We start from the raw sequence: 12,381 nt of genomic DNA, 5'->3' as shown, positions 1-12,381 counted from the left end.
GATCAACTCCCCTTCCACACCGATTGTGGCACATAGACGTGCCCGTCCGCGAGCTTACGCGCGGTCCGCACAAGGCCCGCAGAGTTCACGGTGAACCCTTTCTCGTTAGCGAAATCCACCAACACGTCGATCTTACCCGAGGCGTGTTCCAGTACAACTTCAGCCGGGCTTGTCGTAGGGCGATCCACCAATCCGTCCGCGACTGTGCCGGGCGTCAAAGCGCAGGACGCCATGCACTGCGCACCGGTGACCGCCATTGTCGGATGGGTCTTCCACGGCATGAAATACCGAACCGCAAGAGTTCCGCCTTCTCTGGCAGACGCAATCAGGCCGAATTTGGGGGTCACCGATTTCGAAACATCCCCCATTCCCATTCGCACTCCGGCTTCGATCCGAACAGATTCCATCCGGTCAAAAAAGCCACGGTTGGCGTCCAGCTCCTCGGCGCTTTCATAGCCCGTCAGACCGAAGTCGGCGGCGCGGGCAATGGCCATTGGCATGGCGACATCCATGCCGCTCAGTTCGATCCCCTGAACTGTGTCGCGCAGATTGCCCGTGGGCAGGAAAGCACCGGTTGCTGACCCCACCACGCCCATGAAGCTCAGTTGCACCGGCGCAGACTGGCCAGGCACTCCGGCAATGCCTGTATCACCCTCGTAGGTCAGCATTCCATTAGGTGTCTGGATTCGGGCCACTACGCGGGCCCCAGTGTTGACCGCCCGGATACGGATTTCGGTCTCATCGCCTTGCGGTTCGAACAGTCCCATTTCGATGGCAGCAGGGGCGACACCGGACAGGATGTTGCCACAAGTGGGTTTGAAATCGACCAACTTTTCCTCGACCGCAACCTGCGCGAAGAAATAGTCAATATCGGCCCAGTCATCCTCGCTGACTGACAGCATCGCGACCTTGGTGGTCACCGCTGCACCGCCGCCGATGCCATCGATATTCAGCGACTGTCCGGAACCAAGGGCTGCGATCAGCACCTTGGCCAGCGTCTCCATATCCTCAGGCAAATCCGAGCGGCGGAAATACGGACCCTTCGAAGTACCGCCACGCATGAAGATGTACGGGATTGCGGTTTGAGTCATTTTGGGTCCCTCACTTCAACGGCCAGGGCAGGCTAACCATGTCCTGCAGCAGACCCGGCGGGAAATCCCTGTTCAAAGCACCCGCCATCAGGCACATGAATCCGATACCGCAGGCGGTCAGGATCAGCGCCATCCGCCAACTGGCCCCGGCCCTGATGCGGAAGAAAGCGATCAGGAAGCCCAGCAATGCGAGGATGAAACCCACCACCCATGTCGCCGCGATGAGACCTGCGAACCACGCAAGCGTTGACCACAGGCCATGGGGCGCACTGGCATCCTCACCCGCGATTTCCTTGTCGGCAAAGATCGCGTCGCCCTCGGGCCGTCGCATCATCTGGATCAGCAGGATCACGCAGCAGAACAATGAGACGCTGCCGATCACCAGCGGGATGATTTTGTCGGTCATGTTGTAGTCGGGGATCATGTTGGCGTTAACCAGCGCGACGATCAGATAGGCCGTGATCACCAGCAGGAAGATCAGCGGTGCGCGCTTTGTCCCGGCCTGAACGTCACCCTCAGCCATGATCATCTTGGCCTGACGGATACCCAGAATGACCGAGACCACGGTGACCACGATCAGAACGATGACAATGGGGCTGAAGACATATTCCATGCCTTCACCAAAGCTCTTGCGGAAGCGGAACGATGCAATCTGAAATGCCTGGTTGGTGAACTTCTCGACCGGATTCGACAGAACAAAGCCGATCAGGAAAGCCGGACGTGACCAGTCGAAGCGGCGCAGGAAGATGCCGATCAGGCCGATCACGAACAAGGCCAGGAGGTCTTCGAAGTTCTGACCAGATTGGAAGGCCGCAAAACTGATCAACATGAACAGGAACGGCGCCAAATAAGTGAACCGAATTGTGGTCAGCTTGGCGATGCCCCCCGAAGCTGCGATGCACAGGATGGTGCCGACAACGTTGGCAAGCGCCAGCAGCCAGACGATCGAATAGGTGATGTCGAGATTGTCCTGAAGCATGCTCGGACCAACCTCGATATCGCCCGACCCCAGAAGAGCCACCGCGCCAATGAAGATCGCCATTGAGCCTGAGCCGGGGATGCCGAACAGCAGCGTTGGCACCAGACCGCCGCCTTCCTTGGCGTTATTCGAACTTTCCGGCCCGATGACCCCGCGTACTTCGCCTTTGCCGAAATTACTTTTGTCCTTGGTCGTTTGAACTGAGTGACCATAGGCAATCCAATCGACGACAGAACCTCCGAGGCCGGGAATAACCCCGACGATAACGCCGATTATCGAACATCGGACCGATAGCCAGATGTTCGCAAACCAGTCTTTGACGCCATCCAGCCATCCAGCGCCTAACGAAGCGCCTTTGGCAATCGACCGGTCCTGCCGCAGCAGCGAAACGATCTCGGGAACAGCGAAGATGCCTAAACCCACGATGACCAGCTTCAGACCATCCGTCAGGTAAGGAAGGTCATAAGTCGCCATTCGAAGCGAGCCGCCGGCATCGGCCTCGCCAATCGTGCCGACCATCAGGCCCAACCCGGCAGCAGCCACACCTTTCAGGGGAATACGCCCGGCCAGAATTGCAACCATCGACAAGCCGAGAATAGTGATCATCAACATCTCGGGCAGTCCAAAGGCCAGCACGATCGGACGTGCGATCAGTATGAACATAGTCAGGAAGGTCGCGCCAACGAGACCACCGAATAAAGATGACGCAAAGGCAGCAGACAACGCCCGCGCGGCCTCTCCCTTTTTTGCCATCGGGAAGCCGTCAAGCACAGTTGCCTGCGAGGCCGAACTGCCTGGTATCCCCATCAGAACCGAAGCAAATGTGTCAGAGGTCGGAACGACGGCAACCATTCCGATCATCAGCGCCAGACCCAGAATCGGGTCCATGCCGAACATGAATGGCAGCAAAAGGGAGAGGCCGGCGATACCGCCCAGTCCGGGAAAGACGCCCACGGCCAGCCCCATGACAACACCGAGCACAAGATAGCCCAGAACGATGGGTTGCAGGATCAGAGCCCACGCATCACCAAGCGCAGGAAGAGCGGTGGCGAAAACCTCCATAGCGGCCGCCTTTCATATATTGTCTTGTGTGCAGAAAAGCGCGCGCCCTTCGTTGGGCACGCGCTGTGGTATGTCGGCTTAATTCAGCTCAACGCCATAGGCCTCTTTCAGCCAGTTCAGGACATATTGCTTGGCGTTATCATCAACGTTTGTCGCTGTTTGTAGCGCTGCCTTGGAGCCGTCGCCCACGAACACGGGGTATTTGCCCACACGCTTGGAGGAGATGTCCCCAAAGTCGCCACGCTCGGTCACCGCCTGGAAGGCCGCGGTATAAGCATCAACCACCTCTTGCGGTGTGTCACCCGGCAAGAAGGCCAGCTTTTGTACCGGGAAACCGGCAACAAAGAAGGCTTTCCATGCGTCCCATGCCTCACCACTGGTCTCACAGCCATCGGTTGCTTCGCAGACCTCTTTGAAAGTCGGAACGTCCGGGAAAGTCGGATCGCGCACGATATTGCCATCGGCGTCCAGCGCGCCCCACGTCATCATCGGCACGGCCTGACCAGCCTCGACGAGAGGTGCCGAACCGCCCAGATAGCCAGAGGAGGTCTGATAGTCGATATTGGCTTCACCACGCTCAAACATCAGGCGACCGTCTCCACGGCCTTTGATGCCAAACACAGGCTCGACATTCATGCCCAGCATCTGCCACGCCAACAGCGGTACGAGGTCCAGACGCGTCGCGCCTTGCGAGCCGTAGATGAAATTGGTGTCTTTCAGAGCGTTGGCGGACCCGTCGAACTTTGCCCCGTCCTCGGCATTCAGATAGGCCACACCACCGGTTCCGGACGCCATGACCGGAATCCAGTCGTTATACTCGTAGCGCACGCGCGGGTCGCTCAGCAGATAGGGAAACTGGGTTGAACCGGATGTGCCAAACAACAGGGTGCCGTCATCGTGGCTTTGCTCCTGAAACCAGTTTGCGCCTTTCGTTGAACCCGCACCGGGCATGAATTTAACCACAACAGTCGGCTGACCCGGCAGCGCCTCGGACAGAAGCGGTGCGAAGAAGTTAGCCCATTTGGCGGACCCGCCCGTTTCCGAGAACGGAATGACCCACTCTATAGTCTTGCCCGAGAAATCGACCTCGGCAGCGGCTGGCGCGGCGATACCGGCGGCGGCGATCAGCCCCACGACGGCGCGACGGGTGAAGTTGGAAATGGCCATTGGTACCTCCCTGTTGACCAGACAACCACGTCAGCGCCCTCCGCGCCACCGTGATCGCAAATAGAACTGCGGGGTTGATTCCCCCTCCCATCTGGCAATCATGGAATGCCAACCTTGCGCGAAACTTGCAGGAGACCTGATGCGGATCGTCATCGTCGAGGACAATGAGCCCCTCGCAAACGCTATTGCCTACCGCTTGCGTGATCGTGGTCATGCCGCAGATGTGCTGACGGATGGCGACGCCGCCGAACTGTATCTGGTGCAGGAAGGGGCGGACCTGATCGTCCTGGATATCAACTTGCCGGGCCGGTCCGGGCTGGAAATCCTGCGTTCGCTGCGCAAGCGGGGCGACAGCGTCCCTGTCATTCTGCTGACCGCGCGCACCGAGACCAGTGACCGCGTTTCCGGTCTGGATATGGGCGCGGACGATTACCTGGTCAAACCTTTCGAAATGGATGAACTTGAGGCCCGCATCCGTGCGTTGTCCCGCCGCAAACAACTGGACTACGGCGCACGCGAGATCATCGGAGACCTGGAATTTGACCGCACCGCTCGTCAAGTCAGCGCAAATGGGCAAATGCTAGACGTGCCGCGCCGGGAGATGGCCGTACTTGAGTGCCTGCTGGAGCGTCGTGGAAGGATTGTTCCCAAAAGCCAACTGACTGATTACGTCTATGGCGTGGGTGCGGATGTCGATGACACTGCCGTTGAACCTCATGTATCGCGATTGCGCAAGCGCCTTCTGAACCACGGCATAAAGATAAAGACGGCCCGTGGCCTCGGGTACCTGCTTGAGGTGCAGAAGTGATCAGACATGGTTCGCTCAGGCTTAGGCTGTTCATTCTGATCCTGACGCCTTTGGTGTTGCTCGCAATCCTTCTTGGATATTGGCGCTACACGGTGGCCCAGCAAACAGCGCAAGAGCTTTTTGACGACAGTCTTTTATCCGCTGGTCTGGCGATTTCCCGAGATGTGGCGGTTTCGGAAGGCGATGCCTTGTCGCCCACTACACGCAGCTTAATCCGCGATGCATCGGGTGGAGAAATTTTCTATCACGTGACCGGACCCGGTGGTATCTACGTGACCGGGTACGCATATCCCCCGGCCTCGGCAAACCTGTCAGAGCAAGATGTTTACCAACCGCAGTTTTTCGAGGCAGTTTATCGTGACGAGCCGGTGCGCGTGTTGAAAATGACCGAACGGGTCACATTGGATAACCTGGTGGGAGATGCGACGGTCACGGCATGGCAACGCATCGCGGATCGCAACGCGTTTGCCAATGAACTGTCGATCCGCGCGGCGATCCTTATGGGCATCCTTCTGGCCACCCTTGCCTTTGTCGTCTGGTTCGGCGTCGCGCGCGGCCTGCGACCCTTGCTAGACTTGCAGGACGCCATTGACCTGCGTTCACCCGACGACCTCAGCAAGATCAAACGCCCGGTGCCAGTCGAAGTCCACGGTATTGTTCAGACCCTGAACCGGCTATTTGGACAGGTCGAACACAGCATCAACGCCCATCAAGTGTTTATCTCAGAAGCCGCGCATCAGCTGCGAAATCCGGCAGCCGCAGTCCAGTCGATGGCCGAGGCGCTGAGAGATGCAAAAACGGATGAGGACAGAGACAAACGCATTGTTGAGCTTGTGTCAGCAGCAAAGAATTCGGCCACGGTAGCCGAGCAGCTGCTATCGTTGGAGCGACTGCAGCAACCTACACATCAGGATCAGATGGACAAGGTTGATTTCCGCTTGGTCGTGGAAGAGGCTTGTGCAGAAATGGGCGTACACATCCTCGCAAAAGGAATCGATTTTGAGGTCACGATGCCGGACTCGGCAATCACGGTCTCAGGGGATCAGGTCTTTTTGACTGAGGCGATCAAAAACCTGCTGGACAACGCGGTTAAGCACGGTGGCGCTAAGTTGAGCCGAATTACAGTTGCTTTGCGCTGTGACGACGGGCACGTAAAACTAACTGTAGCTGATGACGGAACAGGTCTTTCACCCGACCAAAGCGAAGCCGCCTTCAGTCGGTTTTCGCAGCTGGAGTATTCCGAAGGCAGCGGTTTGGGATTGTCAATTGTCTCAGCGGTCGCGAAGCGACATGGAGGAGTGGTCGCAATCAACCAGGTCGAAAAAGGAGCGAGCATTACACTCGAGCTTCCAATAGTCCTGTAAATCGTTTCGAGTTTACTAGAAGCGCGAAACCCTTCACGATCAAAGTGCGTTCTTTGCAGTTGCAGCGAATCGTCGCTCTGTTGTGCAATTCGCAGCAGCAACTCGGGGCTCTGCCAAAACTTTAAATGTATTGCGTTTCATATCAGTGCTGAAAAAGGCTTCTGATTATTCACCGGCCCTAACCGGACATTTAGCCATGCCAAAAGATGCTGCAATGCAGCCCGTCGAACCTGCCGTTCGCTGCGGGTGCAACTTTGGAGCGAGTGTGACGAGGCCACACAGCTGTCGTTCACTGCGGTTGCAGCACCCAGCACATCGAACGGCAGCATTGCGCAACAAATCATACCTTGCAATTGTTTGTCTCTGCAAAAACTCTCTCTGTTCCAATCTTCAACAGGAAATAAGCGTCTGCGAGCCCCGCAAACTACCGCTTCTTATTGCTGTTCGTAACTGCATTCCAATCTTCCGGCGGTGGATGCTCCAACAAAACTTGGGCGCGGGACATCATGACCACCGAAGCGGGATCTCCGTTTCGTTCTTGATCAGCGGCCTTAAAGGCAGCAACAGCTTTTTCAAACTGCCCTGCTCGATAGTGTGCAAGGCCTTGTTCGTAGGGTTCAATCCACGCAAGCGATCCGTCAATCTCATCCGCCATCGCGATTAGTTCGTAGACCACCAACTCCTTTGTGCGCCCAAATACTGTTAACGTGTCCAGTTCGCGCACCATGATCTTATCAGCCGCTTGGCGCCGGGTTTCTGGGCCAATCAGGATCAGTGTGTCGTAATCCTTGTTGGCTCCCTCTAATCGGCTGGCAACGTTCACCACATCGCCAATTGCAGTGTAATTCAAACGCTGCTCTGACCCTATGTTGCCGACCAGAGCCTCGCCACTATTCAGCCCAATCCTGACGCGCAGGGGGTTGCCAGCGTCGTCTTCAATTCCGGCCTCCTCTACAGCAGCGACAAGGTCCAGTGCCGCGCGACAGGCGTTTTCGGCATGGTTGGTATCCTTGCGCGGCGCGCCCCAGAAGGCCATCACAGCATCGCCCATGAATTTGTCGATAGTTCCCCCATTACGAGTGATGGCAGCAGAGGACGCGTTGAAGAAGGGTTCCATCATTTGGACGATCTTGGGGCCAAGTTTTTCAGACAGACCTGTGAAACCCGTGACATCGCAAAATAGCACGGAAATCTGCTTTATGTCTCCGCCTGGCTGAGTCTTGATGCCCTCGGCAACCAGCATGCGCACCAAGTCGGTAGGTACATACTTGCGGAATGCTGATAGACCTGCAGCCATACTTGCGGTCGCAGCAGAGAGATTTGCAAGCTCAGAGAGATTGGAGGGCCTGCGCGCAATGCGTTCGACATCAAAGCGTTCGATTTTGCTCAGGTCTTCGGCGATATATGCTAACGGGTTTGCGACGACTGTGCGAACCAACCAAATAGCCAATCCGGTGGCAACAACAACCACACCGATCAGAATATAGATCAGGTTTATCAGCGTCTTGTCGATATCCGAAAGAAAGGCAGCTTCAGGGATGACGGTGGCAACGCGCCAGCCGTAGAACCCCAATGGCGTCAGAGCAACCGCGTAGGGCACACCTTCGATGACAACACGCTTAGTCAACGAACCGGAGGCGTTCGCTGTGGGGTCACCCAACAGCTTTTCACCGGCGATCTTTGCGACCTCATAAAGCTCACCCTCACCCATGCGTGCGGGTGTGACCTCATCTGCTTCCGCATCGGGTACAGCGATCACTTTACCATCGGCATCCAGAACAAACGCTGCGCCGAATTCACCGGGCGTAAGAGTCGCCAGAAAACGCGAAAGTCGATCCGTTTCGATCGCCACGGCCAGAACGCCTTGCCGCTTTCGGTTGACGTCTATCGGACCAGCAAATGTGTAGACAGTTTTGTTACTCTCCGGGAGGTCGCGCGCTTCTATCCATCCCGCGGACTCAAGGCCCATAAAGTTTTCAAACCACGCATGTTCGCGTGGATCGTAGGATGTTTCGGTAAAGGTTCGCTCTTCGAACTGGATGTCTCCTGGAATGAAGATATAACGGTCCTTCCGCAACATCCGTTCACGGATATCCTTGTCGATTTCAATCATCTCAAGCCCGCCGTCACCTAAACGATGTGACGCGAAAAAGTTCCCATCGGGCCAACCGAAGAAAACCCATGAAATATTCGGTTGCGCCTGCAATTGTGATAAAAACACGAACTCTCTCTTGTCGGCTTGTCGCGTCGCGATAACGTTCTGGACAAATATCGTGCGTACGGCCGCCCAGGCGGCTTCGGCCGACCTGAGCGTTACGCCCACCTCTATACGAACGGTGTTTGCAATTTGACTGTTAATCTCGGCTGCGAGCATGCGGCTATTGTCGCGCGCTGTTTTCCACCAAAGGGAGTGGACTATAACCGTCGACACGCCGATGGATATAGCAACTAGTATTGATACAGCGATGCCTACGCTAATTCGCACTAAAGCTCCGCAAGTAGCGACATGTGCTTTAGTATTGAGTTGAGACAGTTCGAAGAGCAAAGCTTACTTCGCTTTAATGCTGAAAACTCACGCAACTGTTAAATTCAACAAATAGATCTGCTTGTGAAGCGATTACCGGAGCAAGTTTTCGGCTTTAGTTAATTGCCCAGACCGAGACAAGAATACACACATGCAGCTGTTGCAAGGTATCGACGATTGACCTTCGCGGCTTTAGCGCCTGTTTGGCGAGCGGGCCATCAACCTGCCATTCGCTGCATACGCGAATAGTCTACTGCAAGCGCAAAGCCATAGCCCTCTGCGGCGGCAAAACGCACTGCCAGAGAGCAATTGAACGGGAAATGAAAAAAGCGCGGGCATGATGAGGGTCTCAAGGTTCCGGGTCGGACCGACTGTTTTATAGCTCCTGTTTCGAAACCAATCATTTGCGGAAGCGCGGCATAAAGACGCTAAGCACGGCATTTGGCAAGACCGTTTTGCCCTATGAATTTGCACCGGTGGCGGATTACAGCAATGTGGGCTGCAGCCTCGGCAGCCGAGCAAGGTGCTGAGAGGCCGGAAAGGGCCGTCCACTCCCTGGCCAAAAGAAAATCAAGCTCTGATGCCGAACCTGCACCGACGTCCGTAGAGAGCCCAATTCACAGTCCTGAAGGTATTGGTCCGTAGCGGTTTTCTTCTTCCTGTGTTGGGCGGCTTAGCCAAAAAATCATCAAAATTGCCAGAATCAATTGTACTAGAACTGCAAAAGCTACCCCACCTAGTCCCAGGATAGCTACAGCCGCACCCAACTCTTCAGGGTCGCTGCTTGCATTCCCAGTCGCAGAAAACGCCAAAATACCAACCATCATTCCACCGGTCATTACCAATGACACGGCCAATGGCAGTAACAAGTACCAGCCAGGACGACCCGTATCATGCAAGCGACGCCAACCCGCCGCGAGTAAAGGCAAGAATACTGCAATCGAGAACAGGCTATACAATGGCTGACGGGCTATTCCACCTTCCTGTTCACTGCCAAAAAAGACACTATCCAGCACAGTAAAAACGACGCTGCCGAGTACAACGAACAAGAAAAACCACCAATACTCCGGACGTCGCGCACGACCGCTAAAGGTTACGTATTTGGATAGACAAATCGAAATCGATTTTATGAACGTATTCATGGGTTGGGCTCCCGTTTTAACGAAACTGACCTGACAATATCCTTATAATGTTATAGTATGACAAAAACAGTGGATTGGTTAAAGAGGGGCAATGACATTTCGCACAGCACATTGGGGGTTATTCGATGCGATCGGGTTTTTTGCGTATGGCCCGATAGATTCAGTCTCTCCCGAGCAATGCCAGACCGGGGACTGGGCAAGCATCGGTTTCGCAGACGGTAAAGGCGGAAGCTCTGAAGCCTTTATCTCCCGCCATCATGGAGCCTGCGCAAAGGTCGGTGTCATGCCTGATAAAGCGGCGTGGTCGTCAGATCGCGTTCGCGGATTGCAGGAGTATTGTACCCCACAAAATGCATATTCAGTCGGACGCAATAGCACCGAATTATTCAATGTATGCACTGGCCCCAAAGTCACGGAGATCAACCGCGCCAACGCGAAAGGGCTAAAGTACAACGCCATAGGCCGAGAGATCAGCAATCTCCGTACGCGATCCAATGACATCGACACTAAGTTGCTGTTCCTGGGAACACCAAAGAACGAAGAACAGCGGTTTGAATGGTGAAAACTAAAAGCGGAACAGAAACGGATAAAAACTCGGATCAGCGACCTCGAATTGCAAAGAAGCGATTATTCAGTGCTTTAAGGCTTCGAGAAAGTACTCGGTAAGTGATCGAGCACTTTACTCATTGTGGCCTGATATGCGCTGAAAAGCACCAGATAATTCATCAATTGAACTATGGGACAAGATATGGCCAACGACGACAATGAACTTCACGTGGAACTGGATCCTAATCACGAAGATCCAGTGATCAGAGTTGCAAACGTTGTGGTCCGGCAAATGACGCGCGGCCTGTCCATACTGATGGTTTTAGTCATTGGATGGACGATTCTTGACGCATTTGTCACCTTTGGGTTTCATCTTGTCGAAAAACCAACGCTACTTATTGATGGGGAAGACCTGCTCATTGTTCTGGGAGCTGTGTTGTCAGTCCTTATTGCAATCGAAGTCTATACGAACGCGGCGCTCTACCTGACTTCTAACGTCATACACGTAAGGCTGGTTCTTGCGACCGGGCTTATGGCCGTCGCCCGGAAAGTGATAACCTTCGACTACAAGACAATGGACGCAGCCCATATCGCGGCATACGCCGGATTGGCACTTGCGCTGGGAGTCGCATATTGGCTGGCCAATAGATAGACTGTTAACTGCTCGGATGACATAGCAAGGTTACTGCCCCGAAGTGCAAGCGGACGTGTGCTGCGTCAGCAGTAGATGCAACCCAAAAGGTTCGTTTTGACCTACAGGGCCGTCGTCGGCACCCTCGAAATACGGCGCCAGTTATCAACACCCGCTTCGAGGAAGCTGACCGTTACGGATAGCAGCAAAGGGCCGTCCGTGTAGGCGGCCCAGAGGTGTTGGATTTCAATGGCTTCAGCAATGGCAAGGCATCCTCAAGTTCGACACCAAGATACCTGACCGTGCTGTCCATGTTTGTGTGCCCTAAAAGAATTCGAACGGCGCGAAGGTTGCCAGCCTTCTTGTAGATCTGTGTGACTTTCGTGCGTCGCATCGAATGTGTGCCGTATGCACTGGCTTCCGGTCCGATCAACGTGACCAGTCCCGAACAATCCGCGCGTACTGGCGTGTCGATATGTGTGGGCGCTCATGAAAACGGCCTGGCCAAAGATACTCTGATCCGACCATCAGTTCATCTTCCATTCAATTATCGACGGAAGCACGGCTGCCATCCGATATCTCAAACCGGACTGGCTTCTGCGTATTGCTTTGCAGCACTAAAGCGCGTTCCTTGATCTGGCCAGATGCCATGCCGTCAATTACCTTCATCTTCACTAGGTCGCAGCCGCGAAGCTTGCTGTCGATTGCCATATTGAACAGGGCTAGATCACGATGGTTCTCTGCTTATTCAAGCCGCACCCGGATTGCCCAAACGTGCTTCGGCTTCTGCGCCAGTACTTCCCGAAAGGCACTGACCTCTCCGTGCACACCCAACAGCATCTCGATGCCGTAGCTCGCGAACTCAACGAGCGGCCCAGAATAACCTTGAATTACTTCTCACCGGCAGAGAAGTTCGAAGAGTGTGTTGCGTCCATCGGTTGAATCGGCAGCAGAAAGCAGACTTTGCAAAGTCCGGTTGATCTCTCTTAGTTGCCCTTTGGCACACCCCTTAGTGACTGCCTTCACCCCGCATTAGAAAACGATCCGGGTTCTTAGACCGAACAGGG

9 protein-coding genes and 2 pseudogenes are annotated in these 12,381 nt (G+C 55.0%); 5 read left to right on the top strand and 6 right to left on the bottom strand.

What is annotated here, in order from left to right; translation table 11 throughout:
* Positions 1-2: 2 nt before the first annotated feature.
* From ACR0IK_RS14975 to ACR0IK_RS14965, 3 genes are all read right to left on the bottom strand, one after another.
* Positions 3-1,091 carry a 4-oxalomesaconate tautomerase gene (locus tag ACR0IK_RS14975; protein ID WP_480642053.1) on the bottom strand — a complete coding sequence of 363 codons (1,089 nt, stop codon included), beginning with the start codon at positions 1,089-1,091 and terminating at the stop codon, positions 3-5.
* Positions 1,092-1,101: 10 nt separating this feature from the next.
* On the bottom strand, positions 1,102-3,132 hold the full coding sequence (locus ACR0IK_RS14970) for a tripartite tricarboxylate transporter permease (protein WP_480642052.1): 2,031 nt from the start codon (positions 3,130-3,132) through the stop codon (positions 1,102-1,104).
* A gap of 78 nt (positions 3,133-3,210) precedes the next feature.
* Positions 3,211-4,299 carry a tricarboxylate transporter gene (locus tag ACR0IK_RS14965; RefSeq protein WP_480642051.1) on the bottom strand — a complete coding sequence of 363 codons (1,089 nt, stop codon included), beginning with the start codon at positions 4,297-4,299 and terminating at the stop codon, positions 3,211-3,213.
* A 139-nt stretch (positions 4,300-4,438) separates the two neighbouring features.
* On the opposite strand from ACR0IK_RS14965, the gene ACR0IK_RS14960 reads away from it, so the two are divergent.
* Entirely contained in the window at positions 4,439-5,107 is a 669-nt protein-coding gene (locus tag ACR0IK_RS14960) for a response regulator transcription factor (RefSeq protein WP_480594377.1), read from the top strand.
* A complete protein-coding gene (locus tag ACR0IK_RS14955; RefSeq protein ID WP_480642050.1) occupies positions 5,104-6,471 on the top strand; it encodes a sensor histidine kinase in 1,368 nt (455 codons plus the stop codon). Before ACR0IK_RS14960 ends, ACR0IK_RS14955 begins: the two co-directional genes overlap by 4 nt.
* Before the next feature lie 424 nt (positions 6,472-6,895).
* Here the strand turns inward: ACR0IK_RS14955 and ACR0IK_RS14950 are convergent, their stop codons facing one another.
* Positions 6,896-8,845 carry an adenylate/guanylate cyclase domain-containing protein gene (locus ACR0IK_RS14950; RefSeq protein WP_480642049.1) on the bottom strand — a complete coding sequence of 650 codons (1,950 nt, stop codon included), beginning with the start codon at positions 8,843-8,845 and terminating at the stop codon, positions 6,896-6,898.
* Positions 8,846-9,612: 767 nt separating this feature from the next.
* Positions 9,613-10,137 (bottom strand): DUF805 domain-containing protein, encoded by a 525-nt coding sequence (locus tag ACR0IK_RS14945; protein WP_480597234.1) that lies wholly within the window; start codon positions 10,135-10,137, stop codon positions 9,613-9,615.
* Between the two features lie 91 nt (positions 10,138-10,228).
* On the opposite strand from ACR0IK_RS14945, the gene ACR0IK_RS14940 reads away from it, so the two are divergent.
* Together ACR0IK_RS14940 and ACR0IK_RS14935 are read left to right on the top strand one after the other, a co-directional pair.
* Positions 10,229-10,699 carry a DUF2799 domain-containing protein gene (locus ACR0IK_RS14940; RefSeq protein WP_480597236.1) on the top strand — a complete coding sequence of 157 codons (471 nt, stop codon included), beginning with the start codon at positions 10,229-10,231 and terminating at the stop codon, positions 10,697-10,699.
* A 186-nt stretch (positions 10,700-10,885) separates the two neighbouring features.
* Positions 10,886-11,335 (top strand): phosphate-starvation-inducible PsiE family protein, encoded by a 450-nt coding sequence (locus ACR0IK_RS14935; RefSeq protein WP_480642048.1) that lies wholly within the window; start codon positions 10,886-10,888, stop codon positions 11,333-11,335.
* A gap of 221 nt (positions 11,336-11,556) precedes the next feature.
* Here the strand turns inward: ACR0IK_RS14935 and ACR0IK_RS14930 are convergent.
* Positions 11,557-12,025 (bottom strand): annotated as a pseudogene (locus ACR0IK_RS14930) (tyrosine-type recombinase/integrase); the annotation flags it as partial.
* A gap of 60 nt (positions 12,026-12,085) precedes the next feature.
* On the opposite strand from ACR0IK_RS14930, the pseudogene ACR0IK_RS14925 reads away from it, so the two are divergent.
* Positions 12,086-12,256, top strand: a pseudogene (locus tag ACR0IK_RS14925) (IS30 family transposase); the annotation flags it as partial.
* Between the last annotated feature and the right edge of the window lie 125 nt (positions 12,257-12,381).

The organism is Ruegeria sp. BF7 (assembly GCF_056538605.1).
Note: the sequence above shows the minus strand (reverse complement) of the source record. Positions and strands in the feature narration are given on the sequence as shown.

Excerpts from the sequence above, each read along its gene's own strand:
- ACR0IK_RS14960 (WP_480594377.1), top strand. The coding sequence starts at position 4,439 with ATGCGGATCGTCATCGTCGAGGACAATGAGCCCCTCGCAAACGCTATT.
- ACR0IK_RS14975 (WP_480642053.1), bottom strand. The coding sequence starts at position 1,091 with ATGACTCAAACCGCAATCCCGTACATCTTCATGCGTGGCGGTACTTCG.
- ACR0IK_RS14935 (WP_480642048.1), top strand. The coding sequence starts at position 10,886 with ATGGCCAACGACGACAATGAACTTCACGTGGAACTGGATCCTAATCAC.
- ACR0IK_RS14945 (WP_480597234.1), bottom strand. The coding sequence starts at position 10,137 with ATGAATACGTTCATAAAATCGATTTCGATTTGTCTATCCAAATACGTA.
- ACR0IK_RS14940 (WP_480597236.1), top strand. The coding sequence starts at position 10,229 with ATGACATTTCGCACAGCACATTGGGGGTTATTCGATGCGATCGGGTTT.
- ACR0IK_RS14970 (WP_480642052.1), bottom strand. The coding sequence starts at position 3,132 with ATGGAGGTTTTCGCCACCGCTCTTCCTGCGCTTGGTGATGCGTGGGCT.
- ACR0IK_RS14950 (WP_480642049.1), bottom strand. The coding sequence starts at position 8,845 with ATGCTCGCAGCCGAGATTAACAGTCAAATTGCAAACACCGTTCGTATA.
- ACR0IK_RS14965 (WP_480642051.1), bottom strand. The coding sequence starts at position 4,299 with ATGGCCATTTCCAACTTCACCCGTCGCGCCGTCGTGGGGCTGATCGCC.